24 protein-coding genes and 2 pseudogenes are annotated in these 24,525 nt (G+C 48.1%); 9 read left to right on the top strand and 17 right to left on the bottom strand.

All coding sequences use genetic code 11. The features are described 5' to 3' along the window. Positions 1-34: 34 nt before the first annotated feature. From ACMZ6R_RS03575 to ACMZ6R_RS03555, 5 genes and pseudogenes are all read right to left on the bottom strand, one after another. Positions 35-511 (bottom strand): CerR family C-terminal domain-containing protein, encoded by a 477-nt coding sequence (locus ACMZ6R_RS03575; RefSeq protein WP_416109513.1) that lies wholly within the window; start codon positions 509-511, stop codon positions 35-37. Next, the gene (locus tag ACMZ6R_RS03570) at positions 399-668 is read right to left on the bottom strand and encodes a TetR/AcrR family transcriptional regulator (RefSeq protein WP_416109512.1); all 270 of its coding nucleotides are present in this window, start codon (positions 666-668) and stop codon (positions 399-401) included. Before ACMZ6R_RS03570 ends, ACMZ6R_RS03575 begins: the two co-directional genes overlap by 113 nt. Positions 669-1,259: 591 nt before the next feature. Beyond that, positions 1,260-1,693: pseudogene (gene tnpA / locus ACMZ6R_RS03565) on the bottom strand (IS200/IS605 family transposase). Positions 1,694-1,809: 116 nt separating this feature from the next. Further along, positions 1,810-2,439, bottom strand: coding sequence for a TetR/AcrR family transcriptional regulator (locus tag ACMZ6R_RS03560; RefSeq protein ID WP_416109511.1), 630 nt, complete (start codon positions 2,437-2,439; stop codon positions 1,810-1,812). Between the two features lie 567 nt (positions 2,440-3,006). Next, positions 3,007-3,108: pseudogene (locus tag ACMZ6R_RS03555) on the bottom strand (transposase); the annotation flags it as partial. 639 nt (positions 3,109-3,747) lie between these two features. On the opposite strand from ACMZ6R_RS03555, the gene ACMZ6R_RS03550 reads away from it, so the two are divergent. The 6 genes from ACMZ6R_RS03550 (at position 3,748) to ACMZ6R_RS03525 (ending at position 10,275) form a co-directional block, all read left to right on the top strand. Next, the gene (locus tag ACMZ6R_RS03550) at positions 3,748-4,455 is read left to right on the top strand and encodes a recombinase family protein (RefSeq protein WP_416109510.1); all 708 of its coding nucleotides are present in this window, start codon (positions 3,748-3,750) and stop codon (positions 4,453-4,455) included. Further along, on the top strand, positions 4,452-6,002 hold the full coding sequence (locus tag ACMZ6R_RS03545; protein ID WP_416109509.1) for a recombinase family protein: 1,551 nt from the start codon (positions 4,452-4,454) through the stop codon (positions 6,000-6,002). The genes ACMZ6R_RS03550 and ACMZ6R_RS03545 overlap by 4 nt, the downstream gene beginning before the upstream one ends. Further along, positions 5,999-6,889: a ParB/RepB/Spo0J family partition protein gene (locus ACMZ6R_RS03540; RefSeq protein ID WP_416109508.1), complete on the top strand. Its 891-nt coding sequence runs from the start codon at positions 5,999-6,001 to the stop codon at positions 6,887-6,889. Before ACMZ6R_RS03545 ends, ACMZ6R_RS03540 begins: the two co-directional genes overlap by 4 nt. After that, complete coding sequence (locus ACMZ6R_RS03535) at positions 6,886-7,767, top strand: plasmid partitioning protein RepB C-terminal domain-containing protein (protein ID WP_416109507.1); 882 nt, start codon at positions 6,886-6,888, stop codon at positions 7,765-7,767. The genes ACMZ6R_RS03540 and ACMZ6R_RS03535 overlap by 4 nt, the downstream gene beginning before the upstream one ends. Before the next feature lie 743 nt (positions 7,768-8,510). Next, positions 8,511-9,068 carry a MucR family transcriptional regulator gene (locus ACMZ6R_RS03530; RefSeq protein ID WP_416109506.1) on the top strand — a complete coding sequence of 186 codons (558 nt, stop codon included), beginning with the start codon at positions 8,511-8,513 and terminating at the stop codon, positions 9,066-9,068. Positions 9,069-9,474: 406 nt separating this feature from the next. Next, positions 9,475-10,275, top strand: coding sequence for a TerC/Alx family metal homeostasis membrane protein (locus tag ACMZ6R_RS03525; protein ID WP_416109505.1), 801 nt, complete (start codon positions 9,475-9,477; stop codon positions 10,273-10,275). Positions 10,276-10,351: 76 nt separating this feature from the next. Here the strand turns inward: ACMZ6R_RS03525 and ACMZ6R_RS03520 are convergent, their stop codons facing one another. Then, positions 10,352-11,392 carry an IS630 family transposase gene (locus ACMZ6R_RS03520; protein ID WP_416109504.1) on the bottom strand — a complete coding sequence of 347 codons (1,041 nt, stop codon included), beginning with the start codon at positions 11,390-11,392 and terminating at the stop codon, positions 10,352-10,354. 89 nt (positions 11,393-11,481) lie between these two features. Between ACMZ6R_RS03520 and ACMZ6R_RS03515 the strand changes: the two genes are divergently transcribed. Beyond that, positions 11,482-11,619, top strand: a complete 138-nt coding sequence (locus ACMZ6R_RS03515) for a hypothetical protein (RefSeq protein WP_416109503.1) — start codon at positions 11,482-11,484, stop codon at positions 11,617-11,619. Positions 11,620-11,890: 271 nt separating this feature from the next. Here ACMZ6R_RS03515 and ACMZ6R_RS03510 read toward each other — a convergent pair whose 3' ends face one another. Together ACMZ6R_RS03510 and ACMZ6R_RS03505 are read right to left on the bottom strand one after the other, a co-directional pair. After that, entirely contained in the window at positions 11,891-12,655 is a 765-nt protein-coding gene (locus ACMZ6R_RS03510; RefSeq protein ID WP_416109502.1) for a flavodoxin family protein, read from the bottom strand. A 110-nt stretch (positions 12,656-12,765) separates the two neighbouring features. Further along, positions 12,766-13,623 (bottom strand): LuxR C-terminal-related transcriptional regulator, encoded by an 858-nt coding sequence (locus ACMZ6R_RS03505; protein ID WP_416109501.1) that lies wholly within the window; start codon positions 13,621-13,623, stop codon positions 12,766-12,768. A gap of 285 nt (positions 13,624-13,908) precedes the next feature. Here ACMZ6R_RS03505 and ACMZ6R_RS03500 point away from each other — a divergent pair, with 285 nt between their 5' ends. Then, positions 13,909-14,229 carry a DsrE family protein gene (locus ACMZ6R_RS03500; protein WP_416109500.1) on the top strand — a complete coding sequence of 107 codons (321 nt, stop codon included), beginning with the start codon at positions 13,909-13,911 and terminating at the stop codon, positions 14,227-14,229. A gap of 212 nt (positions 14,230-14,441) precedes the next feature. Here ACMZ6R_RS03500 and ACMZ6R_RS03495 read toward each other — a convergent pair whose 3' ends face one another. Both ACMZ6R_RS03495 and ACMZ6R_RS03490 read right to left on the bottom strand, forming a co-directional pair. After that, positions 14,442-16,268, bottom strand: coding sequence for a hypothetical protein (locus tag ACMZ6R_RS03495; RefSeq protein WP_416109499.1), 1,827 nt, complete (start codon positions 16,266-16,268; stop codon positions 14,442-14,444). Between the two features lie 53 nt (positions 16,269-16,321). Continuing rightward, positions 16,322-17,365 (bottom strand): hypothetical protein, encoded by a 1,044-nt coding sequence (locus ACMZ6R_RS03490; RefSeq protein WP_416109498.1) that lies wholly within the window; start codon positions 17,363-17,365, stop codon positions 16,322-16,324. A gap of 261 nt (positions 17,366-17,626) precedes the next feature. Here ACMZ6R_RS03490 and ACMZ6R_RS03485 point away from each other — a divergent pair, with 261 nt between their 5' ends. Continuing rightward, complete coding sequence (locus ACMZ6R_RS03485; protein ID WP_416109497.1) at positions 17,627-17,950, top strand: helix-turn-helix domain-containing protein; 324 nt, start codon at positions 17,627-17,629, stop codon at positions 17,948-17,950. Positions 17,951-18,037: 87 nt separating this feature from the next. Here ACMZ6R_RS03485 and ACMZ6R_RS03480 read toward each other — a convergent pair whose 3' ends face one another. From ACMZ6R_RS03480 to ACMZ6R_RS03450, 7 genes are all read right to left on the bottom strand, one after another. Beyond that, positions 18,038-18,241 carry a hypothetical protein gene (locus tag ACMZ6R_RS03480; protein ID WP_416109496.1) on the bottom strand — a complete coding sequence of 68 codons (204 nt, stop codon included), beginning with the start codon at positions 18,239-18,241 and terminating at the stop codon, positions 18,038-18,040. Positions 18,242-18,315: 74 nt separating this feature from the next. Continuing rightward, positions 18,316-19,248: a DUF932 domain-containing protein gene (locus ACMZ6R_RS03475; RefSeq protein ID WP_416109495.1), complete on the bottom strand. Its 933-nt coding sequence runs from the start codon at positions 19,246-19,248 to the stop codon at positions 18,316-18,318. Next, positions 19,245-19,784 carry a hypothetical protein gene (locus ACMZ6R_RS03470; protein WP_416109494.1) on the bottom strand — a complete coding sequence of 180 codons (540 nt, stop codon included), beginning with the start codon at positions 19,782-19,784 and terminating at the stop codon, positions 19,245-19,247. Before ACMZ6R_RS03470 ends, ACMZ6R_RS03475 begins: the two co-directional genes overlap by 4 nt. Before the next feature lie 31 nt (positions 19,785-19,815). Then, the gene (locus ACMZ6R_RS03465; protein ID WP_416109493.1) at positions 19,816-21,666 is read right to left on the bottom strand and encodes an ATP-dependent helicase; all 1,851 of its coding nucleotides are present in this window, start codon (positions 21,664-21,666) and stop codon (positions 19,816-19,818) included. A 13-nt stretch (positions 21,667-21,679) separates the two neighbouring features. Beyond that, positions 21,680-22,477 carry a PD-(D/E)XK nuclease family protein gene (locus ACMZ6R_RS03460; protein WP_416109492.1) on the bottom strand — a complete coding sequence of 266 codons (798 nt, stop codon included), beginning with the start codon at positions 22,475-22,477 and terminating at the stop codon, positions 21,680-21,682. A gap of 100 nt (positions 22,478-22,577) precedes the next feature. Further along, entirely contained in the window at positions 22,578-23,615 is a 1,038-nt protein-coding gene (locus tag ACMZ6R_RS03455; protein ID WP_416109491.1) for a hypothetical protein, read from the bottom strand. 559 nt (positions 23,616-24,174) lie between these two features. After that, on the bottom strand, positions 24,175-24,492 hold the full coding sequence (locus ACMZ6R_RS03450) for a hypothetical protein (protein WP_416109490.1): 318 nt from the start codon (positions 24,490-24,492) through the stop codon (positions 24,175-24,177). Positions 24,493-24,525 lie beyond the last annotated feature (33 nt).

The following is a 24,525-nucleotide window of genomic DNA, read 5'->3' as shown; positions in this document are numbered from 1 at the left end:
GCTCTTATCATTTGTATCATATTTTTTATCCAATCTATTTGCCTATGATGGACAGTACAGCTTTAAGACCAGCGATGGAGAAGCTGTAAATGTGTTCAGCCAGGCGTCCCACGTCTCGAGGCAAATACTTTTTGCCTGTATAAAGCTGTGTAATAAAAAATTTGTTCTGTGCGTGAAAAAACTGCTGTCCAACAATGGATTCGATGCACAGCTGAACAGTTTCCGCATCTGCCTGGCCAAGAATCTCCTGGATGATGGACTCCAGGATGTCCTTGATCGGACGGATAAAACGTTCTATCGGAACCGTAATGGCGGGACTCGCGTTCCCAAGTCCCAGCCAGATAAGCTCGCTTCGACGAGCGTATTCGGGATCTTCCGGGAAGAGCAGCCGGAACAAGTTACGGATAAATCGGCGCAATCGTTCCTCTGGGAAAGAGGCTTCGTCGAGACCCTTGGCTATAAGGGTAGCGCTTATCGAAGGATGACGTGATGCGTTCGAGCGCGGCTGCATATAAGGAATCCTTGGAACCAAAGTGGTAGTTTACGGCCGCCAAGTTGGCCTCAGCTCGGGCACAGATGCCTCGGATTGTAGCCGTAGCGTAGCCTTTTTCCAAAAAGACCTCGATGGCGGCCTCTACGATACGAGTCTTGGTGTCATTGTGATCCATGGCAGCTTCGCATTCAAACCATATTTAAAACGTTGTTTTAATCTTGGTTTGAAATCTGTCAAGGATTTTTCAGGGGACGAGGTCGTGTTTTCGGCAGGGAGAGGGCTTCACTCTTTCGAAATAGACAACAGAAATGGCAATATACTAAAATTGCTAACTAAAAGCAGATTCAAACTTGGTGACAAAAACAAAAGTCCGTATCAGGGGTACCAAGACATGGATGGAAAAGCTAAAAAAGGGCGCGGCAACGGTCGCGGCAGGGGCCAACCTTTCGGGTGGCCCCCCGCACAGCTCCCCGCGAGTGGAACCATCGCACGGGCCTCCTCCCTCGGGTGTTTGGCGTAAAAGCGCTGGTTGGATGAGGATGCATGACTTCGAACGGGAAGGGGAATCCAGGCCTTGACGATCGGACTGGAGGTCTGCCCGTTGCTGCGACGTTTCTGGCCCCGGCGACGAATCGCTCCACCCAAGCCGTCGCATAACGCCGTAACCACGTTTTTCAGGTTCGAGTCAGCTACCCCCGGCAAAGCCGGGGGCTTGTAATGTGTGAGCCGCTCAAAGCGGCTTAATATAGGGGCCGCCTAAAGGCGGCTATTCCGTTACCAGCTTTAGCTGCTCAAGCCGCTGTTCTTCCTGCTCCTGCCGGCGGATGTATTCTCGGATCACCTTTTCGTCACGACCAACGGTCGAAACAAAATAACCGCGCGCCCAAAAGTTTTGTCCAGAGAAATTGCGCGCCCTTCCCTGAACTTCACGGGCAATATGAATCGCACTTTTCCCTTTTATGAACCCGACCACTTGGGCAACTGCATATTTGGGAGGAAAGCAATATACATATGAACATGGTCTTTGCACAAATGTCCTTCCAAAATGCTGCTCTCACGCTGCCGAGCCAAAACGTGAAACATTTCGCCCAAGCACCCACGAATTTTACCAAATAGCACTTTTCGACGACACTTCGGTATCCACACAATGTGATACTTGCAGTCCCACGTTGTATGGCATAGACTTGATGTACACTTCATCGAAAGCCTCTCCATCGCTCGCTTTGAGCTGCTCACGGATGGAGAGGCTTTCTTCTACTCCCGCATAAGTCAAACTTTTGAGGTCCCCCGGCAAAGCCGGGGGGTTTCCCATTGGACTAATTAGCGCATTTGCGCACGGCTTCGAGGCCAGCTAGAGAGAAAATATAGACATGCGCAGCGAGTCGCGCAACATCAGTGGGCGTATACATCTTATCAGGATACAGATGAGTAATCAAAGCTCTGTTCTGAGCGTGAAATAGTTGCTGTCCAAAGATGGACTCGACACACAACCGGAGAGCTTCCGCGTCTACGGGGCCAAGAATCTCCTGGATGATGGACTCCAGGATGTCCTTGATCGGACGGATAAAACGTTCTATCGGAACCGTAATGGCGGGACTCGCGTTCCCAAGTCCCAGCCAGATAAGCTCGCTTCGACGAGCGTATTCGGGATCTTCCGGGAAGAGCAGCCGGAACAAGTTACGGATAAATCGGCGCAATCGCTCTTCTGGGGAAGAGGCTTCGGCGAGCCCCTCAGCTATAGGGTAGCTCGCATCGCAGGATGCCATGATGCGTTCGAGCGCGGCTGCGTATAAGGAATCCTTGGAACCAAAGTGGTAGTTTACGGCCGCCAAGTTGGCCTCAGCTTGGGCACAGATGCCTCGGATTGTAGCCGTAGCGTAGCCTTTTTCCAAAAAGACCTTGATGGCGGCTTCTATGATACGGGTCCTGGTGTCGTTGTAGTCCATTGTAATCTCGTTTAAATTTCTATTTCAAACGTTGTTTAAATAATAATCTAAAATATGTCAAGGGAATAACAAGGCAAAGGGAGTACAGTAACCCATTCCCATCGAATGCCTCGGACCTGCCCCCCCCCCTGGGCTGTCGCGTTGGCAGTCGCGCCACAGCCGCTTTGGCTGTCCTTTGGCAGTATGTTGGCTGATGCGCCACAGCTCTAGTGGTCACTGTTAGCAGGCGCCAACAGAAGCTGTGTGGCTCCCCGCCACGGTTTCTAAAAAGTTTAATAATTTCAATATGGTTTTGGCATGGCATTCATGCGTGCTGACGACTATTCAATAATCATATCAGATGCTTGAAAAACCATCTTTTCGGACACTTGATACTCTATTCAAGCGGTCCTTCGGCGCCCCCCGACCTCTTGACAGAAATTCCAACGATCCCCTTTCCTTTTTTTGGGGAGCTGTCAGGACGCGGCGTCTCGAAGGTCCGAAATCCGGTTGCCTACCGCTGCCCTGGCTCCATTAGCTGAGCACCCAGTGGACTCATTGGGGCGGTCGCCAACACCCCGTGACAGCAATAGCGGCTTTGAGACCTTCATGGGCATCGGAGACGATAAGTTTCACGCCGGTGAGCTCTCGACGAAGAAGGCCTTTGAGGAAAAAAGACCAGAACGGTTCCTGGATTACTCCAGTCCGCGCAACACTCGGTTCCGGCTGTCAGCACACTTGGCCGGACGGGCTTGAGTACCCGTAGGGTTCCAAAGAAGGTTTCAGCATTCCATACATTCTCCTTCTCCAGGCTTTGCCTGGCGCACCAGGAAGCAGCATCGTTTTGAGCAGCAGTAAGCACGACGCCGTTTAATGCGTTACAAAGAGCTAATTATCTTAGCGTGTTACGACATCAGGATCAAAAAGTAAAACCTTTTTTACCTAATAGCCTGACATTATGGACAAAATTTGTTAAAATGTAACATTGACTTATCGTTTTTTTTTACCAATAGCTTGTGGAGTGGTCTGACGATATCTGGATTTGATTCACACAGAGCCAATCCAAGTTCGAGAAGTACTCGGATGATATCTGACTCTGTTGTTTTTCCTCTGCTAGCGACACATCGTAATCGATCTTTGGTCAGCGCACTAACTTTACAATTCACCAAATCATTTAGCATAGATACCCCCATAAACAACATGAAGCTAAACCACCCCACAAACTCTATTGATACCACTAACGCAATAACCCCAATTAGCGCGATACTATTTATACCCTCGAAAAACGTGTCTAAGATTAATTCATATACAAAGAGACTAATCGACATTATGAGTGTCCACGACATTCCCAATACAAAACCAATTATTACGAGTAACAATACATGTTTTGACATTTCATCAATAAATCAGTTCAAGATATTAATTTTTGGATGGGGAGCTGAAGGGAAACCTCCATGGAGAAAAATACTAGGAAAATTATCTTTTGCTTCAATAAATCATTTTTTTGGGTTTGATCTTAATGAAAAAACAGTACTTGGCGATAGCTATTTTTTAATATCACCAGAACTTGCAAGAACATATTGGGGGAAAAAAGTTCAACGTGGACAACAAATACTATATGCAGATGGATATTACCTTCGCTGCACAGCACCCTATGGACTAGAAAAAGAACAAATAGTTTCGCCACAAGACAAAAAATCTCGCAGAAAATTAGTCCCTGGAGATTTAGAAAAAGTCGAAATTGTAAGACTCATATTTAATCTGTATGTAAATCATGACTACACAGTTGCTAAAATTTGCAATCTGCTATCATCACAACAAGTAGAATCTCCAGGAACTTCGAAACATTGGACATGGTCTAATGTGAAGAAATTACTAGAAAACTATGCATACATTGGCGCAAATCAATTTTTACAAAACATTCAACTTGATGCCTTTCAAGGTATTGTTGATAAATTTACTTTTTTCTCAGCCCAGGCCAAGCTGCATCAAGAATACCCGCACAGACACTTATACTTAAAAGATAATTATAAATGAGCAACAATACAAAATCAAACAGTAGCGGCAAGCTAAAAGCTGCCCAATACGTCAGGATGTCAACAGAGCATCAACAGTACTCTACAGAAAATCAAAGAGATACAATCCGTGACTACGCGCTTGCAAACGGAATGGATATAATTTGTACATATTCTGATGAAGGCAAAAGTGGCCTAACCATTGAAAGCAGAGATGGACTCAAGCGTTTAATACGTGATGTTCAAAGTAAAATGGCCAAGTTCTCTGTTATACTTGTATATGATATTAGCCGATGGGGTAGATTTCAAAATCCTGACCAAGCCGCCTTTTTAGAGTACAGTTGCAAGCAAGAAGGGATAACCGTACATTATTGTGCTGAAATATTCCAAAATGATGGGAGCATGTTTTCTTCCATCGTAAAAACTGTCAAACGAGCGATGGCGGGTGAATACAGTCGAGAGTTATCCGCAAAAGTTTTTAAAGGCCAGTGCAAATTAATTGAACTCGGCTTTCGACAAGGCGGTCCTGCTGGATATGGTTTACAGCGCATGAGAATTGACCAAAATGGAAATCACATAGACATTTTAAGAAACGGAGAATATAAAAGCTTACAAACCGACAGAGTCATACTTGTACCTGGCCCAGAACAAGAAGTGCTAGTTGTAAACAAAATCTACTCTATGTTTGTCTATGAAAATAAAAATGAAAATGAAATTTCAGAAATATTAAATACAGCCAACGTAGATTCAGAAAAAGAACGTCCGTGGACAAAAGGAGCCGTTCATCAAATTCTTACAAATGAAAAATACATTGGGAACAATGTATTTAACAGAACCTCATTTAAATTAAAGCAAAAACGAGTAAAAAATCCACCAGACACTTGGATTCGCAACAATAAAGCGTTTACTCCGATTGTTACTGAAGAATTATTCAGCGCAGCCCAAACTATCATTTTAAATCGAAGTAAAAAGCTTACTAATGACGAAATTTTAGACATGTTAAGAACTCTTTTCAACACTCATGGAAAGATTTCTGGGATACTAATTGACGAAACAGACTCTATGCCCTCAAGTTCTGTTTATAGAACAAGATTCGGCAGTCTATTGCGAGCATATAAATTAATTGGCTACACCCCAGAAAGAAACTACAAGTTCATTGAAGACAACAAAATAATCAGGACGATACATAGAGATTTATATGAAAAAATTATTTTACGCATACACAATTTTAATGTCGAAACAGAATCAAACAACGATGACCAAATCATAGTAAACAGTGAGATTTGTCTTTGCATTATTCTTGCCAGATGCAGAGTCCTCACGTCTGGAACTCTTCGCTGGCTTATCAAGTTCGAGCACAATAACAATTCAGATATTATACTTTGCGCTCGGCTCGATGAAACAAATTCTTCAATTCTTGACTATTATATTTTCCCGACTTTAGACTTAACAACACCAAATTTAAAGCTATCAATCGACAACCAATTCAGCCTTGATGTTTATAGACATGCATCAATAGAATACTTGTTGAGCATGTTCAAACGATCAAAAATATTGAGCACCGCATGAACACATCTTCGGCCTCTACTGTTGAAATCATACCCATAGATAACATTCATATTTTAAATTCAAGAATACGCGATAGAAAAAAATTCTCTGAGATTACAAGCAATATAGCTTCTCTTGGCCTCAAAAAACCGATTACAGTTCGAAAACTAAGCCACGCAAATAGTAAATTTAAATATGACTTAGTGTGCGGACAGGGAAGGCTAGAGGCTTATCTTGCTTTAGGACAAACTGAAATCCCTGCTATTATAATCGATGCGACAAAAGAAGATTGCTTTTTAATGAGTCTCATCGAGAACTTGGCGCGCAGACACCAAACATCATTAGAACTTGTTCACGAAATAAAAATACTCGAAGAACGAGGCTACACTTCGACCGAAATAGCTGCCAAAATCGATATGCACGTTGAGTATGTCAAAGGAATATTACGCCTTTTAAACAAAGGCGAGGAAAAATTAATAGATGCTGTCGAGAAAGAAAAAATTCCTATTAGTGTGGCCGTCCAAATAGCTGTTTCTACTGAAAAAGATGTTCAATCCTATTTGCTCGAAGCATATGAAGACAAATCGTTAAGAGGAAAAGCACTAATCACCGCTCGAAAGATTATCGAGAACAGGCGTTTAAACGGAAAATCACTATACAGCCCATCAAAAAATGACCTAACAAAGAAGAAAGATAGCAATACTATAATGAAGGCATATCACCAGGAGGCTGAGAAACAAAAAACGCTCATAAAAAAAGCAAAAATATGCGAAATGAAACTACTGTTCATTGTTTCATCTTTAAAAAAGCTTTTCCTAGAGAACAACTTCGCGACTATACTACACGAGGAGGGGCTGGACACTATCCCCCAAAACTTATTAACTATTCTCGACCTTGAGGACTCATGAAAACTGTCAAAATGGCCTTTCTTAAAGCTGGCAAAGTACTCCCCATACAGGACATTTATTCTTTACGACAAATCAAGGCAGGATTAAAAAAATCAAGGAAATATCACCGAATACTGGCTTCAATTAAAGAAGTTGGAGTGATTGAACCTTTAATCGTTTATCCAGACAAAAACTGCGATGACAAATACTATCTTCTAGATGGTCATATGCGATTAGAAGCTCTAAAAGACACAGGGGCAACAGAAGTTTCATGTCTTGTTTCCACAGATGACGAGGCTTTTACTTATAATCATAAAGTCAATCGGCTCTCCCCGATCCAAGAACATTTCATGATTCTAAAAGCTCTTGAAAACGGTGTATCCGAAGAAAGAATAGCTACTGCATTAAACATAGATATTGTTAAAATAAAACAAAAACGCAACCTCTTGACCGGAATCTGCCAAGAAGCTGTCGACCTCCTAAAAGACAAACAAGTTTCAAGACAATCGTTCCAAATATTAAAAAAAATGAAACCAATGCGCCAAATTGAGGTTGCAGAATTAATGAGAACAAGCAACAATTACTCTTTTAGCTATGCCCAAGTCCTTCTTATCTCTAGCCATAAAAAACAGCTTCACAATCAGTATCCATCGAAAAAGCAAAATGATATTTCAATCACAGACATAAAAAGAATAGAAAAAGAAATGGAAACAATTGAGGCAGACTTTAAAACTGTCCAAACCGCATACGGACACAATGTTTTAAATCTAACCCTATCCCGCAGTTACTTACAAAAAATTCTTAAAAACAATCACATACTTATGTATTTAAAAGAAAACCACCAGAACATCTTAGAAGGTTTCCAAGAAATAATCGAATCCACGTCTCTTGAAAACTAAAGATATTATCTTTTAACACAACGACAATAAAGACCCACATCACCACTCTTCACAGGACGACGTGGGCCATTTTGCAACTATTTCATAAAAATCCAGTTAGTTAGCTACTTCTTTTACCGCCGTCGGCCTTTTGCATCAACTCGATTAATGCCATGCTGTCCTCGGCCATCGTGGTCTCCTTTGGTTGCAGGTGCGGCTTCGCAACTTCACCTTACAGCCAATTGACCTGATGGCCACCTCGCCCATCCCGTTCAGGCTGGAGCTACCTCCCCGGCCTGGACGACTCCAGAATTTACACCACCTCCGTGGACTCTACCCTCACGGATGGAGAGGCTTTCTTCTACTCCCGCATAAGTCAAACTTTTGAGGTCCCCCGGCAAAGCCGGGGGTTTCCCATTGGACTAACTTGAAATATCCATTTTTAAAACAACACAATCTGCCAACAGTCACATCCACTGGTCGAATTGTGGACTTTGGGCCGAGGCTGCCCTTACTTGCGATTTCGGGGCATGGGGCCCGGAGATTTCCCGGGCCGGCAGAAAACTCCCAGGAAAGGGCCGTAGGGCGCGATCCCAGGGGTGTCCGGGGATCAAGGGGCAAGGGCAACGAGCACCCCCACCAAGACGATCAAGAACAGATCAATTAACAGCCAAAGCTCATTCACATAAATCTCTTTTCATTTGACAGGAAATCACCTTAAAGCTATCTGCCGATTAATTCATTCAGACACAAAGGAGCTAATCATGGTCGATAAAGAAATCTGGGCAGAAGCTTTGAACTTGGCAAAAGACCAGCTTCGGCATGGAAAGGTCCACTTCAGTGAACTCGAAGTAGTCACGAAGAGCATTTACGAGAAACTGATTTCTCTGAGCTGCGGTCCTGTAATTTATATAGAACCTGAACCGATGAATCAAATTGAAGCTCCTCAGCATGTGAAGACCAGAAAAGGTGTCAAATGTGCTGTATGCGGTAAGGAATTTAAAGTTTTAGGTACAAAGCATCTTGAGTCTCATGGTCTGACTCGTAAAGAGTACATGGAGAAATTCGGCGTTTCCAAAAAAGACATGTCCATCAAGATTGCTAGGAAAACACTTACTGGCGAAGACAATCCTCTCAAGCAGATACAGATGATCATGAAGGAATTTGGAATTAAGCGTGGCGAGGTCACTCAGTTTGTTATGGACAAAGGATATGGCGGTCTGAAGGAACTTACGGCGGAGGTCAAGGAAAAGAATATTGGCCTTCTTGAGCTGTTAAAATCTAGTGCCGAAGCTCAAGAGGCCAAGGACAATAAGAAATAGTTAAGGCTCAAAACAAAAAGCCCACGTCTGTCCATGCTATAATGGTTGGCGTGGGCTTTAAGCATGTGTGTGTGATTCTGGAGCGGAGCGACCCGTAGTTTGTTGCCGACGTCGAGTTGGACAAAGTTGGAGGCCGAGTGGACGTCCATGTTGAGCATACTATCGGCATCCGCTGGCGCTGTCCGACCTGTGGCCGCGAACTGGCTTGTCGTGATCATGCCGAGCTTCGGATATGGCGCCACCTCTACCCGTGGCGTACCCGGAACATGCTTCAGCTTCAGGTTAAAGTACCTTTGGCCGAGGCCAAAGGGCGTTTTACTTTGCTCATGGAACGCTTGATCATCCACAGCGGCGTAAATGTCGAAACGAGAGAGCATGGCCCCCGGTTACATGCGGGAGGGAAATCATGGGAAGTGCATGGATGTGGATTGGGTTCAATGTGTTGGTGTTGGCCTTACTGGCTTTGGACCTGGGTGTCCTGCACCGCCATGGACGAGAGATCGGCGTACGCGAAGCGCTGTTACTGAGCCTCGGCTATGTCCTTTTGGCCTTGGTTTTCGGCGCGGCTATCCATTACGTGCTTGGCCCCCAAGCTGCGACAGAGTACCTGACCGGCTATCTGATCGAAAAAAGTCTCTCCATTGACAACATCTTCGTCTTCGTTCTCGTCTTCCTGCACTTTTCCGTTCCCAGAGACTACCAGCACAAGGTTCTCTTCTGGGGTATTCTTGGCGCACTGATTATGCGTGCCGCGCTTATCCTGGCCGGGGCAGCGATTCTTGAAGCCTTCCACGGACTCATCTACGTCTTTGGGGCGTTCCTCGTCTTCACAGGAATTAAGATGCTGGTTACGGTTGGACAAGAGCCGAACCTGGATGAGAACCGCATCAATCGTTTCATGCGTCGCCACTTTTGGGTGACAGAAAGCTTCGAGGGTGGCAAATTTTTCGTTCGACGCAATGGCTTACTCTGCATTACGCCGCTCCTCATCGTCCTGGTACTTATCGAAGTCACAGATGTAATCTTCGCTTTGGATTCCATTCCGGCAATTTTTGCCATCACCACCGACCCCTTCATCGTTTATACGTCAAATGTCTTCGCCATCCTCGGCCTCAGGGCGCTTTACTTTGCTCTCGTGGGTATCATCCACCGTTTCCATTATCTCAAATACGGTTTGTCTCTTGTACTTGTGGTCGTGGGGGGTTAAAATGATCGTTAACGCTTGGTTCGGCGAAAAATTTGTATCCACAGAACTAGTGTAGCGTTCTCGTAATAATATTGAATTAAGCGGTCAAAGGCTTTCCTTCATAGGTCCATTTGAACGGATGAGCGCGTTCGTTATAGTGCCGAATGTAGGTCATAATCTGAGAGACAAGAGCTTGTCTTGATTTCCAAACTCCACCTTTAAGGACATCTCGGGTAAATATGTTGAACCATATTTCGATTTGGTTCAACCACGAAGAATACGTCGGGGTGAAGTGTAGGTGCAAACGACGACGTTTTTCGATCCAAGCAAGAACATCTTTGTGTTTGTGGGAACTCAAATTATCAGCAATCACGTGCAGGTCTTTGCCGGGGTTTGACCGATAGAGGTGCTTGAGGAAGTTTAAAAAATTTGTGTGCTTCGTGCTATCGACACAGCGACCTTCTATCGTACCTTCGTGCACAGCAAACGCTGCGAGCAGACAAGTTGTGCCGTTGCGTTTATAGGTTGCCGTAATTCGTTTCGGTTTACCAGGGCGCATAGGCAAAAGTGGCTGTGTTCTATCGAGCGCTTGGATTTGAGATTTCTCATCGACGCATAACACGATGGCGTTGACAGGAGGATTCATGTACAGTCCAATAATCGTGGCCTGCTTAGATGCGAACTCGGGGTCCGGGCTTTTCCCACACCAGTGTTCAACTTTATGAGGCTTCAAGTCGCCTGCATTGAGAATTCCATGGATGGCCGACACAGAATGTCCTGCCACTTCGGCAAGCTTGCGCATGCTCCAACGACTACTGCCGTCAATCGGCGTTGTGCAGGCAAGAGCCATGATCTCAAGACGCTCCTCTTGCGATATACTTTGAGGTCTGCCACGCCCAGATTTGTCGGAAAGCCCTTCGAATCGTTCTGCGGCGAAACGTTTTCGCCACTTCAGGCAGGCGTTGACGCTCAGTCCTGTACGACTGGATATCTCATCCAACGTCAACCCTTCAGCAGCGGCAAGCACGACTTGCGCCCGGACGGCCATGCGCTGCTGCGTTGTACCGGACGCCACCCAAAGCTTCAAAGTGGACGCCTCTTCCTCAGTCAATTCGAGTCGTTTGGCAGGTGCTCCCATCCCAGTCCTCCTGGGATCAAATATATCAACTTTAATTCAAGAACGCAACACTAGCTTTGTTTATCACGTCAGCGATCATCGGTGGTTCCATGTTGTTTTCATTGCTGCGAACACGTAAAACGCCCATTGAAGAAACCCTCAAAGAAGCGACCCGTTGGTGGGTGCCGGGCAGCCCTCCAAAAGTTGAAGCGGACAAGCAGATCAGAAACGACAAGAAACATGGCTAGATGAGGTTCCAAAAAAACGTGATCGTTGGGGAGCTGGCTGTCAGGCTCATCGGCAATGAGAGACTAACCCTTTTTAAGCGATGAGGATTGGGAACGAATTCACGCTGTTCTTCCCAAAGGGAATGGTCGTGGCTGGCCACGCCGCGATGACCGCCAGGTGCTGGAGGGAAGCCTATGATTTTTGCGCTCCGAAGCCCGATAGCGCTAGTCGGTAGGGAAGGTGGGCTTCTGGAGTGGGAGTTCACCTTCCCCAACCCTTCTTTCTCCAGGGTTACCAGCTATTGACATAAGGATGTTTCACTGAACTCAGTAACATTTTAAAGTAGCTGTTTATTTGTTGGAGATAGATTCCTTCGGGAATCAGGTTTCGGTCGAGTAATTTTTGCGTTTCCGGGGAGATGCCGCCGTTTGTGACCACCTCGGCTCCCGACTTTTCCAGCAGCCCCAGATAGTCTGCGATGATTGGCTGCAATTCGGCTGCTGGATTGACCAGGAGCGGCCCCTGGGGAGCATAGATTTCCCCGATGACTTCCGTAAGGTTGTTGCGGGCTAGGCGCTGTATCCAGTGGCTGAGCACTTGGAAATGCCCTCTCTGCCCCAGACCGCCGTTGGCGATAGCTACTAGTTTGGCACGATAGAAGGAAGACTCCGCTCCTGGTGCTTTCTTCGGATGGCGCGTTTCACCTGTCTGGTCGACCAACATGAATGGATTGGCGAAAACCAGCAGCCGCTCGACAAAAACTTTCAGCATACTGGATACATTGGCGTACTTGAGCGGTGTGGCCCAGACGACCACATCGACACCTTCGGTTTGGGAGAGAATCTCCGCCATGTCGTCATCGTCAATGATGCATTTTCCCGGAGTCTTGAACCAGCATGCCATGCACCCCCGGCAATGCCTGATGTCTTTTTCCGCCAGAAAAACCGTTACGGTCTCAGCGCCAGCCCGCTCTGCTCCTTGCAAAAATGAACGAACCATCAAGTGGGTAATGCTCTCTCGTCCCTTCGGGCTGCCATTGATTGCGGCAATTTTCATGGTGTCCTCCTTGCCTTCTCCAAAGCGTGTGAACAGGATTCAGCCCAAGTACACCATCAGATAGGTATTTCACCTGTCAGAACTGACAGGCAAAACGATCGGAAAGAGGATCAGGAAATGTCGACCAAACCGGAGTGGATCGCTACCGCCACGGCCTGCGCGCGGTTCACCACTTGAAGCTTCCGTAAAATGTTGGCTACATGAAAGTTGACGGTTCTCTCGCTGATTTTCAGGATGACGGAGATTTCCCAGGAAGTCTTTCCCGCTTTCAACCAATCGAGCACTTCCTTCTCCCTGGCGGAGAGGACAACATCCCCTTTCCCATGGAATTTATCCCTAGTGATGTCGGATAACACCATGTGCAGGTGAGGTATCAGGACCTCCAGTATCGCCTTATGCCGATCGGAACACGTAATGGACGAACCGGAAAAACAGAACATACTACCTCGACTTCCCACCATCCCGGATATGCCGTGGGTACAGCATTCCCGCAGCCCAAAATCAAAGCCGAGTGACGTAATCTCCTCTCTGCGAAAAAGGTTCTTTCTGGCCAGGGGCCAGACCTGAACCCTAAAGGATCGGAAGTTTTCCAGGACGACACGGTCTCTCTGAGGATAGTTTTTCGCCAGATACTCCGAGAGCCATCCATCGGGAAAGCTGACATTAACATGACTTGCCAATAAGAGCCCATGAGGCCTGTCAAGTTCACCCAGTGCGGTAATGGCGTAATCAAAGGGAAAGATTTCCTGAATTTTCGGAAACAGCGCCCTGAAATCCTCTTTACTCTTACAAGCGAGGCACATGTTGATCAATTCGATCAATGCGAGCGCATCGCCGCCCGTGATTCGGGCACGCACGCTATTGGAAGCATGTGGGGACATTTTCCATCCGCCTCCTGTGGCAGGCAGCGGAATCAATTCATACCCGTTACCGATGACAACAAGCCGGTCGCTGCCCTGATCTATCAAGGGGACATGAACCCGTCCAGCCTGCACTTAAAAGGCGTCCGCAGGAACACAACGAAGAAGCGGTGCCCCGGCAATCCCTCCGTCTGCCTTACTAACGTCGCAGCATATGAAAATCGTGATTCAGTTAGGGCTCTGATTTCACACTGGGACAGAAGAGTATAGACGTATCATCCTGTCTTTATATTAAAATTCAGTGAGTTATTTGCCAAATTAGATTTCGACTTGCTCTCACACACCTCTTTTGATATCAGATTAATCGATCAATTATGCTAGGAGATATCGAAAATGCAAATACTTATCGTTCTTTCGAGTAGCTGCCCGGAAATCAAGTGGAATGCCGTTCGATTCGGCAATTTCCTGTTAAACGCCGACGAAGAAGTCACTATTTTCCTGAACGGACCAGGAGTTGCCCTCTATGATGGAGACTCTGCGCAATTTCCAATCGCTGAAGAAGCAAAGTTATTTGCTCTAAGCGATGGTATGCTAGCAGCTTGAGGGAAATGTATGATCATCCACGGTGTGGATGAAAGTGAATACGTCAAGCGATCAAACATGAAGGCTCTTTACGAGCTAGTCAAAATCGCAGACAAAATCATCAGCTATTAAGAATAGCAAAAAAAAACAGGCCTATGTTATCACTTTTAGCAGCATAGGCCTTTTTTATTAATAGCACCAGGCTCCCCGCCTCTTTACCTAAGTCCTTTCTCCAATAGACCCTGAATTGACTCGAGCCTGTCCAATCTACCTGGACCACCTCAATCCTTCGTTTGGGGCCTCGTGGTGGCGTGTCCCTCAAAAGGGTATCTGGTCGACGCTGTCTAACGAATGCCTTCCAAGGCGGGCATTGTTTCCACCTGGAACGATTGAAACATGACGGCCATTTTTCGCTGATCGTGCGGTAGTGCGGGGTGCATCTTGTCGCCAAGCCAAGTCGCGTACCGAAGCTCCACGGTGTTGCGTCCTGGTTTGGCCTTGAGGGCGACGTCATGGCGGGACAGGTCAGTGGCTGTCCCGACGTAGGCGATATCGTTCCATCGTGCGAGCTCCTTACCATTGGCGACCACCAGCAATGTTTGATCCGGAGTGGCGCTCAGACATTGCACGGCGACATGTATACGGGCATGACGAGGGGCGAAGACGGTTACCACCGTACTCGGCCCAATTCCCCAGCGGAAACGTCGCTCGGCATTTTCCTCTGTCCCCCATAAGCCTGTGACAGTGACGTCCGCATCGGCGTCGTTGCCGACAAGATCACGAGAGATCGCCGCCAATCGCTGTGTTTTCCCCACATTTTCAACCACCAAGTCGAGCTGTTCGCGAAGCTTTTCTATGTCGACGACCTGTTGCCGCGCATTGTTTGTGTCGACAAGGGTCTGACCAATTCTGTGAGCCAACAATTTCTCTCCATCTTTATTGTAGTGGCAGCAGTCATCCATATAAAGTGTTTCATTGTGGTCTTGAAAAATATTTGACGTATCGGTGAAATACAAACTATTGGCGACAAGTTCCTTTCCAGCTTTTCGCAGCAAATCATACCCCTCTTCCACACCTACGCGATATGGCGAGTCATCGATAGCTATTTGCTTTTCTTCACTATTTATAGGCTTCGATCCCTTGTCGTATTGGTTAGGTTGCAGAAAATGGTAGTAGCGGCCGCCCGAAGCGACGACGGCGTTGTTGATAAGCGCCGAGGCGAACGCCCAATGTACGGCCAGATCAGGATACAATTCGGAGGCAGGATAATCTCGATGCGAACCAAAGAAGATTTTGCCCGAGGGACTAAGGCTGAGGAAATTACCGACCGCCGGCTTGTCATGGTCACGGCGGCCCAACCGCGAGGCCTCCAAGGCATAGAGCCTGTTGGCCAGCAGCTGATCGATGACACTCCAGAGCGTGGCGCTGGTCAGGCCGAGGCCGAAGTCCTGGTAGGCCTTGGCGAGATGGACACGCACATGTTGCAGCAAGGTCATCTTACCGAGGACGGCCAAGTCTTCATTGGAAGCGACTTCACCGGTCCTGTCGGACCAACCGCTGGGGAAAAAGGGCGAGACGCGGTTTGGCAGGTTGTGCACGCCGGGATGGGCGACCTCGTTGAAGCCGTCGATGTTGACAACGATGTCGAAACGTGCGCCCTGGGCGAGGAAGTCGTTGACGATATTGAGTTGCTGTGGCTCTTTATAGGAATAATTGCCAAGGCCGAGAATGACGATCTGCTTGCCTTGGGCCTCCGGCAACCGCTCGACATATTGCCGGAGCACTTCCCCCATGTTGGCCGCAAAGTATTTGGCCACTGAGCCGCCGAGAATTGCTACGGTAAAGACCTTGTCGGGATAGTCCGGTATCAACTGGCCCGCTGTGTCGAAACCGAAGGTTCTCGCCGCGTTGATTACATTGGGGCCATGCTCGGTTTCCTGGTCTGTTTTGCTGACATATCCAAAGTACGGGTCAATGAGATAACTTCGCTGGCTGCTTGGATCATTTTTTTCGTTTAGGTAGCTATTTATAACGACATTGTTTTGACTGGCAATAGCAGAAAACGAGAGTGGTTTCCTGAAGACGAGAAGATATGAAACATAGCTTACAGTCTCAACAAATCCCAAAAGTACACTGGCAAGTATCACAAAATATGCAAACTTTTTAGGCATCGAAAACATCATCCATATAATATATTTGACCGTTAAAAACAATTTCTCGTGATTCAAAAATCATTTTTTATGAATTCAAATATTTTTTCTGCAACAATTCCATTCCCTTCGTCTGTAAAATGAACTTCATCAGTATATAAATATTTTTTATCATGAAAAATATCAGCCATAAAAATATACACTCCTTTCGCGAAGTTATTTTTGTTCATATCCGAAAAAATCCTTCTTGCTTCGCAATAAAATTTTCCTTTTAGAAACTCAGCTTGATTGACTCCACCACTTCGAAAACAGTATTCAGGGCTATAATCGCGCCAAGGTTGGAGACAGGCGATAAATTTAATACCAAATTCTTTACAGATTCTGGCCATGATCTGGATATTATCGATATAATATCGAGTTGCAGCGAGCACATCTTCAACACTAGTCAATTCATTTGATGGTGAAAGTTCTGGATAATATTCGAATGCACCCTGGCTCTTTATATCTTTATCTCTTGCCGGCCAACCAAGCCTTTTAGTGGCATGCAAAAAATTGTGAATATCGTTAAAGCCGTCTAACGCCACGACCAGATCGACATGCAATCGCAATAGCTCATGCACTAATACAGAAATTTCTTGCTCCGTATTATACGAAAGAGTCCCTGTATTGATATATTCGACGGCAAATCCAGCATTTCTTATATGTTGCGCTACCATAGAAATAATTGACGTCTCGTTTGTATCTCCCTGAAAAGCAACTGAACCGCCGATAATGGCAATCCTTATTACACCTGACTCCTTGTCTTCATTCACTTCTGGAGATCGATAGCCGCGACTATTTATTGAAAATTTTACCTTATCACTAATACCAAGGACACTGGGTTCTGTTTTAAATGCACTAAACGGATGCGCCTTTCTAAAATCAATAGACATTGCATCTTTTTTCTCATATTTTTTCTGGTTATTTTCTTGACCATAAACAGAAACATTAGAAGTATATTTTTTCATAAAAGCGCTAGTTTGCTTTCTATAAACAACAATATCAAACATTGAAAAGAAAAATACGCAACATCCCACTACAACGGCGATGTTGGCAAAAACGACAATTGACCACAGCATGAAACGCTTCGATACCACAAACATATTCCTCAAACATTTAGCCAACATCGAAATCAGTAATTTCAGTCATTTTTTCGCAAAACCCCGAACGCATGGCACCTTCGTTGGGCATGCTGCTCCAGACATTGAGACCCTCACTGGCAGTCGAGAGCAGCAACCAGCGGCAAAATAGGTCAATGAACTCCTTTTTTCAAGTAAAAAAAGTATATCATCTGGTTCGCCCCCTGTCTCCAGTTCCGTAAGGAGAATCAGGGGGCAACCATGGCTAACATTCACAAAATACTGGGGAAAAGGATCCAATCCTTCAGGAGGAAAGCCGGCTTGACTCAACTCCAACTTGCTGAAATAGCTGATTTATCCTTGAAGCATCTCGGCGAGATCGAAAGAGGAAGAGGAAATCCCACCCTGGAAAGCCTCGACAATTTGTCACAGGCGCTTGGAATTTCCTTAATGACGCTGTTCGATCTGGAAATTGAGGCACTCACCACTCAAGACATGGAAAAGCTCGCGATAAACATTATTCAATCAAGCTCGTCAGAAAACAAATCGAAGATGTTAAAAATACTGTCCATCCTGGCGGAATAATCGCAATACAACGATGCATTGGCCACGACAGCCACTCTCGACAACATCGCCAAGACATGCCTTGCACCTCATGCCTATTGTTTTTATTCAACAAAACAACTGTTCGACCTGCTTTTTGAAGTTTGTCGACAGATACATTCCTATCTCTGCCCATTGTCTGACGAATATCCCTTGCACACCAGAATCCGCCGCCCCCATCACGCTGAAAAGATTTTCTATTGGCTGAAAGTGTTCAATAATCGTTTCGAGTTTTTCAAAATCGCCATCACCGGCAACATCATCATCCGACATAACGTTTCCTCTTCTAGATCGGTGAATCCAAAGAAGAAGCCCCGGCCTTTTACAGGATGGGGCTTCTTCCCGCCTCAGTTGACCATCCCCAAAACCATGCCACCCACACGCTGGAGCCGATAGGCGCTTTCCGCCGGCAGGCCAGGATACTGGGCCGCTTTCGTATACGCGTTGATGACATGAAACATGGTGCCGCCCTGCTCCTGCGGCCAGGCCCATTCCACGGCTTCGACCTCGGGCTTACCGAGCAGAAACTGCCTGCTCAATGACCGCAAGGTCGCGGCAGGGTCCTTGACCTCGGATGCAAGGGAAAATCCGAGCCGTTTCTTGTCCTCGATCATCCTGGCGCTGACGTCCCCGATCGTCGTTGGGAAATCGTTCAGTATCCGCGTCGAGACATGCCGGTAGGACGCCTCGACTTCGGTCTTGGAAATGAGCCCGTTGGTGCAAACCAGCCGCAGGATGAAGGCGGAGATGGATAGCGCCGACAGGCCGACTTCCGAGTTGCCGATGGAAATACCGGGGCGCATCCTGTCGTTCCCCTTAACGGTGAACTCTCCGGCGGCATCGAGGATGGACAGGGACATGAATTCCCGGTCCAGATGACACTGCACTTCGGAATCCATAGAGTAGCCCAGCATTTCCAGCTTGTTGAGGACCGTCAGGTTATCCACAGGCACATAGCGGGGGGTAAAGACCGCCCTGACATCGTCCCCATCGAACCGCAAAAACAATTCGTCGTTGCGTTCCTTGGACAGCCAATGGTTCAGGTTCTGCGCCTGCAAGTCAGGGGGACATTTCTTCACATACTGTAGCGGCACACCCAGCCGGCAGGACAATGCCCGCTGCGCCGTAGGCCGAAGCCCATGCACCTCGCCGTGCACCGCAACCGTATCAAGGTCATGGAAAGCAATGGCTTTGACCGGGACGATCCGGTCATGGCAATCCTTCGACATGCGCTCGACACGGGCCATGACTTGCCCAAAAGAGGTCAGATTTCCGCTCATGACCGCACCTCACTTTGCCCTCCAGCGATTTTCCGCCCATGGCCTTCCACGACGGCGGGATCACCATCCGACATCTCCGCCGCAACACTGAAAATGGCCACGGCCACGGGCATGGAGATGGTGGGATAAAACGAGTCCACCTCCCTGGCCACGAGATCCTTGGTCGAGCCGAAGGGGCTTTTGGCGCTGCGCTCTCCCGTCAGCAGCAGCAGCCCGACGTCGATCCTGCCCAGGTCGTAGCCGAGCTGCAGCCGTGCCAGCCCTTCCAGGATGTACTCGTAGGCGTAGAAATTAGCCTCGATGGCAATCCGTTGCAGGCAGCCCTTGTACTGGTAGCGTCGGCCTTCGATAATGGGGAGATTGCCGTTGTCACGCCAGCCGCAGTCCTCCAGCCCAAGGCGAAGGCGACGTCCCTTGGCTGACGATTCGTTCAGAAGGGTATCGACATACTCAAGGGTATCTTTGACGATGCCGGCCATCCCTTTTTCCTCAATGACCAGCTTGGAATCTCTGAAATGGAGTATTTCAAAAGGCATAGCTGCTTCCTCACAGTTTTCAGAATAGGTTTTAAGACTTGTCGACAAGGGCAGAGCCCGTCATCTCGTCGATGAACATGGAACGCTTGGCAGGCTGCCCTAGGTAGTTGTGGGAATAAGTGACATAGAGCCGGTCCATGGCGCGGGAAAGAGCGACAAAGCAGATGCGCCGCTCTTCCTCCAAATCGCCACGCTTGGTGGGCATGATGCCTTCGACCAGTCCCACGACAAAGACCACGGGGAATTCAAGCCCCTTGGCCTTATGAATGGTCATGAGACGGACGCCGCCCGGATCGCGGCTCCAGGCTTCGTCCTCCACCGTGGCCACGTAGGTCAGGAACTCGCTAATGGAAATGTAGCGCGACGCCGATTGCAGAAGCTGCTTCAGGTTGACGATGGCCTGGTTGTCCGGGGACGGAATGTCCTTGTCCGTGATAAAGCGGTCGTAATCGAGCCGGTCCCTGAGCTTCGCCAACAGTTCCGCCGGCCCAAGCTGTCCTTTTTCTTGGATGCAGGCATCCATGAGCCTGACAAACGCATGGACGTTCCGTCTGACATGGGTCCTGTCGAAGTCCATGTCGCGAAGGGCTTGATACAGGCTGCATCCTGCTTCGGCGGCATGCCCTGTCACCTCTTCCATGAACATCCGGCCCAGGTAGCGGTTGGGGGCATTGATGATGTACGGCAAAACCGCATCGCCTTGTTCCGTGTCAGGGCTTTCGATGAACCGCAGATAGTCGAGCAGAATCTTGACCTCGCGGCGTTCATAAAAGCCCATGCCGTTATCGATCTGGAAAGGGATGCTCGCACGCACGAAGGCGTTTTGGAGCACCTCAGACTGGAAATTGGCACGGTACAGCACCGCCATATTGTTCAAGGGAGTTCCGTCGGCGGTGGCCAACTGCTTGATCTCATTGGCGACAAGGTTTGCCTCTTCCTCTTCATCCAGGGAGTCGACGATAAAAACGTTATCGTTCCCATGGGGCTTATGGGCGATGAGCTCCTTAGGGATCTTTCGCTGGTTATGGTCGATGAGCCGTTGACAGGCAGCCAGTATCGCCGGCGTGGACCGGTAATTGACGTTGAGCACGATTTCTCTGGCGGAAGGGAATATCTGTTGAAATCGCAGAATGTTCCCGATGCTGGCACCATTGAAGGCATAAATGCTTTGCCAATCATCGCCGCAAGCCCAAAAGGAACCATCCTCTTCTTGTATCAGGGCCTTGAGAACGGCCAACTGAGCCGGATTCGTGTCCTGGTACTCGTCAACGAGGATGTGCGGGTAGACCTGCCGGTACTTTTCAGAGCCGCCATCATGAATCAGAAATCGGCACGCGTGAAGAAGCAGGTCATCGAAATCGAGCAGCAGCCGCATGGCCTTTTGCTCTTCGTACTCCCTGAAAATCATGGCAATTTTTTGCTTGGTGAGGTCATCGCCATAAAGGTCGACGAACTCTTCAGGGGTGACCAGATTACTTTTGGCAAGGCTGATTTCTTGCAAAATGCCGCCGACAGGCAAATCCTTGATCCCTTGGGCACGGAGGATGGTCGCCATCATGGCCACTTGCTCCACCCCGTGCAGGAGCGTGAAAAACTTGCCTTCAACTTTGAGTAACCGCAGGCAAAAGCCATGGATCGTGTACAGGTTGACGCGGTGGGCTGCTTCGTGAAGCACCGCTTGCAACCGTTCACGCATCTGTTCGGCGGCCTGCCGGGTGTAGGTCAGACCCAGGATATTTTCCGGGGATACCCCATGGTCATTGACGAGGCGGCCAATCCGTTCAGTCATCGTCTTGGTTTTCCCGGAACCAGGGACGGCCACGACCAGGGCTATCCCGGTATGAAACTGCACCGCTTCTAACTGTTTGGGGTTAAGGGACATGATCCCTCCTTGTTCAATTTGAGAACCAATCACGGCAGCACTGCTGATATGAACAGCCTTTGCACTTCCACGAGGTATCATTGGGGATGAACACACCCTGCATGATGCCCCGGTAGACGGCCTGAATCTTCTTCATGGCCCGCTGTTCATCCTCTTCCGTGCGGACGGTGTAATACTGCTCGAACTTGGGCTTCTTGGTTTTGACGAGACAATCGAAGCGGAGCAGGATCTCCCGGTCGGCATACCCATTGGCTTTGGCGGCCATGCCGTAGATGGTCAGCTGCAGGCTCTTGTCGATGTCATCCGACGAGTAGGACCGGCTGGAGGTCTTGTGATCGACGATGACGATATTGCCGCCGGCATCTTCCTCCACCATGTCCATGGCGCCGACGATGGGGATGGGCACGCCTTCAATCTGAAACGAGAACGATTTCTCCAGGCCAATGACTTTGAGCCCAGTCTCGGGAAACTGGGTGACATAGGTGGCGAGCAGGGATTTCCCTTCAAGCAAGGTGGCGTCGAAATCCTTGCCTTGTTTGAATTGAATTTTGCCAGCCTGCCGCTCAAAGGCTTCAGTATAGCACTTCTCGAAAGCAGCAGTGATGTCCATGACGGAAAGCCTTGTCCCAATGGACCGTTCATGGTGATAGAGTTCGATAATCTTGTGGATGGTGGTGCCGAAGATAAGCGCTTCAGCAATGGCCTCAGGCTGCCGCTTCTCGATCTTGGCGAACTTGAATTGCATGCCACAGTCTAGATAGCTGTTGATTGATGAAGCAGATAGGTGCGATATTTCAATTGGTTTATCCATAGAACAATCTCCAAGGCGGAAACCGCTCAAAGGGCGCACGAATCCCCTCAAGCGGTCCCCGCTCGTTAAAATGGACGTCAATGAATAGAACGAGGTTCGGCTAGGCCGATTGCTGGAGTTGGCGAATGAAGGCGGCAGCGTCGGAAGGCGAAAGGGAATCCAAGGCAACACCGAAGGCTTCGATAGCCATGCCGTCGAGATCAGCTTCGGCAATGCCCCGGCGTCTGGACAGGCTTGCGATGGCGCGCTTTTGGGCTTCACTCATGCGGATGGTGGCATGGGGCGCAGGCTTTTGTGAGTTGGTGGCGACTTTGGCCACAGGAGGCGGCGTGTTTTTTGTGCTCACCGCTTTCTGCTCAGAAGGCTGCTTGCCTTGCTCCTTGTTAGAGGAAGCTGCCTGCGTGGTCGCGGGGGGGGCGTCTTGACGGCCAGTTTGTCGCGCAGGGGCACGGGGGGGCGTTTCACGGGGCTTGCTGCCACTGCCAAGTTTTCGTCCGACAGCGGGGCGATCTGGGCCATTTCCGACGACGTCTTCGATATCGCCCAGTTCTTCGAGCGCCGTCATGCCGATATTATTCATGTCGCGAAGGACGCGAGCCTTGGCCCTGGTGCTGGCCATGCGGATAACATGGGCGGCGATAGCGCGGTTGGTATTTGAAGGGTTGGCGTCGCCGATGTCGACAAATATTTCGCCGGTACGGGTCATGGCCACCGCCTTGCAAACAGCTTCCATGCCGTTTTCCTTGGTTGGATGCTGGACAAGTTCCACTTCAAGTTTGGCGAGGCCGCGCTGATGGCCGAGATCGAGTAACCCGGAGTAGAGCACGAAATCCTTGCCATGCAAATTGGCCACGAATCGATCGTCAAGCTTGGGCTTACGCTTTTCGATGGCCTCGGCAGATTGAATGCCATCGGGCTGCGATTCGAGGACGGCGAGGATGTGCTTGCACTTAAAATCGGGATTCGACTTGCTGTTGCGGGTGAAATCGGCACAGGGGCAATAGATGGTTCCGTTCACATTGACTTTGTAGGCGATCTTGCCTTCTTCGGAACCGACGAGATACAACCCTTCACCGACACTGAAAACAGGAAGTTGCTGGGCCTTTACTTGTCTACGATGCATTTCTGGGTCGGTCATGTTCCTGCTCCTTCTTTGGTTTTGAAGCTACTTTATCGATTACCGCCTTTACAACTTCGACAACGATAGAGACAAGAACTTCTTTGTTACCCCACATGCATTGTCCTCTTTTTGTTTATGATTAGAAGGGAACGTCGTCGGGAGCTTAGTCATTTTCAAAGCCACGGCCATCGGCCTTTATAAACTCGACGCCATTTGCAATAACCTTGACTGCTGTACGTGTTTCACCGTTTTTTTGACTCCAATTCCTCTTGATCGATAGAGCCACGGACGGATATCCGTGCTCATTTTTGCAAATATATTATTTGCAATTTCCGAAAATTTATTGAAACGTTTAGCCATACTCCATATTGTCTTCTTTTGGGTACGTCGAAAATCTACGATAAATGAGAAGATGAGGATGTTTTCAGATGTGCAACTGGGCTCAGGACATGCATCTAGGTTGCCGGTTATAATAATTATATTCACTTGCGGCGTAAATTTCAATTCAAAGATGCAATATATTTATTTAATATATATAGTGCATAGTAAGCAAAATGACGTAAAAACACATGCTTGATCATTGGTTAATTATTCTAACAGAGGGATTTCCTCCAACCCTCGCGGATACTGCAATTAAGCCTGCGCCCTCCAAGCACTGGAGTGCCCTCCTCTTTGCGTCCCTTGATATGGACATCTGACGAAGATATTTATTTTTCAAATGCACCCATGTAGACCTCTCGATCGTGGTTAGGTGTCTGATGATGAGGGCCACCTGGAGGGACTTCCCCGGGAGACTGCCGGCGCGGAGGATCCAATCTAACGGGATAGGTGCCAAGAAGAGAGCCTTCTTTGCGGTTGCCTCATTATTCTCCGGACTTGATGGGTCGTAGTTCATGCAACATAGCTCCCTTTGCAAGCTGGCCTATTT

The sequence above is a fragment of the Solidesulfovibrio sp. C21 genome, assembly GCF_047785625.1.
In the GTDB taxonomy this organism is placed as follows: Bacteria; Desulfobacterota; Desulfovibrionia; order Desulfovibrionales; family Desulfovibrionaceae; genus Solidesulfovibrio.
This window is presented reverse-complemented; position numbering and strand designations above follow the sequence as displayed.

Bases quoted from the DNA above. Each gene is read 5' to 3' on its own strand.
- ACMZ6R_RS03575 (WP_416109513.1), bottom strand. From the start codon at position 511: ATGCAGCCGCGCTCGAACGCATCACGTCATCCTTCGATAAGCGCTACC.
- ACMZ6R_RS03570 (WP_416109512.1), bottom strand. From the start codon at position 668: ATGGATCACAATGACACCAAGACTCGTATCGTAGAGGCCGCCATCGAG.
- ACMZ6R_RS03560 (WP_416109511.1), bottom strand. From the start codon at position 2,439: ATGGACTACAACGACACCAGGACCCGTATCATAGAAGCCGCCATCAAG.
- ACMZ6R_RS03550 (WP_416109510.1), top strand. From the start codon at position 3,748: ATGAGTGTCCACGACATTCCCAATACAAAACCAATTATTACGAGTAAC.
- ACMZ6R_RS03545 (WP_416109509.1), top strand. From the start codon at position 4,452: ATGAGCAACAATACAAAATCAAACAGTAGCGGCAAGCTAAAAGCTGCC.
- ACMZ6R_RS03540 (WP_416109508.1), top strand. From the start codon at position 5,999: ATGAACACATCTTCGGCCTCTACTGTTGAAATCATACCCATAGATAAC.
- ACMZ6R_RS03535 (WP_416109507.1), top strand. From the start codon at position 6,886: ATGAAAACTGTCAAAATGGCCTTTCTTAAAGCTGGCAAAGTACTCCCC.
- ACMZ6R_RS03530 (WP_416109506.1), top strand. From the start codon at position 8,511: ATGGTCGATAAAGAAATCTGGGCAGAAGCTTTGAACTTGGCAAAAGAC.
- ACMZ6R_RS03525 (WP_416109505.1), top strand. From the start codon at position 9,475: ATGGGAAGTGCATGGATGTGGATTGGGTTCAATGTGTTGGTGTTGGCC.
- ACMZ6R_RS03520 (WP_416109504.1), bottom strand. From the start codon at position 11,392: ATGGGAGCACCTGCCAAACGACTCGAATTGACTGAGGAAGAGGCGTCC.
- ACMZ6R_RS03515 (WP_416109503.1), top strand. From the start codon at position 11,482: ATGTTGTTTTCATTGCTGCGAACACGTAAAACGCCCATTGAAGAAACC.
- ACMZ6R_RS03510 (WP_416109502.1), bottom strand. From the start codon at position 12,655: ATGAAAATTGCCGCAATCAATGGCAGCCCGAAGGGACGAGAGAGCATT.
- ACMZ6R_RS03495 (WP_416109499.1), bottom strand. From the start codon at position 16,268: ATGCCTAAAAAGTTTGCATATTTTGTGATACTTGCCAGTGTACTTTTG.
- ACMZ6R_RS03490 (WP_416109498.1), bottom strand. From the start codon at position 17,365: ATGCTGTGGTCAATTGTCGTTTTTGCCAACATCGCCGTTGTAGTGGGA.
- ACMZ6R_RS03485 (WP_416109497.1), top strand. From the start codon at position 17,627: ATGGCTAACATTCACAAAATACTGGGGAAAAGGATCCAATCCTTCAGG.
- ACMZ6R_RS03480 (WP_416109496.1), bottom strand. From the start codon at position 18,241: ATGTCGGATGATGATGTTGCCGGTGATGGCGATTTTGAAAAACTCGAA.
- ACMZ6R_RS03475 (WP_416109495.1), bottom strand. From the start codon at position 19,248: ATGAGCGGAAATCTGACCTCTTTTGGGCAAGTCATGGCCCGTGTCGAG.
- ACMZ6R_RS03470 (WP_416109494.1), bottom strand. From the start codon at position 19,784: ATGCCTTTTGAAATACTCCATTTCAGAGATTCCAAGCTGGTCATTGAG.
- ACMZ6R_RS03465 (WP_416109493.1), bottom strand. From the start codon at position 21,666: ATGTCCCTTAACCCCAAACAGTTAGAAGCGGTGCAGTTTCATACCGGG.
- ACMZ6R_RS03460 (WP_416109492.1), bottom strand. From the start codon at position 22,477: ATGGATAAACCAATTGAAATATCGCACCTATCTGCTTCATCAATCAAC.
- ACMZ6R_RS03455 (WP_416109491.1), bottom strand. From the start codon at position 23,615: ATGACCGACCCAGAAATGCATCGTAGACAAGTAAAGGCCCAGCAACTT.
- ACMZ6R_RS03450 (WP_416109490.1), bottom strand. From the start codon at position 24,492: ATGAACTACGACCCATCAAGTCCGGAGAATAATGAGGCAACCGCAAAG.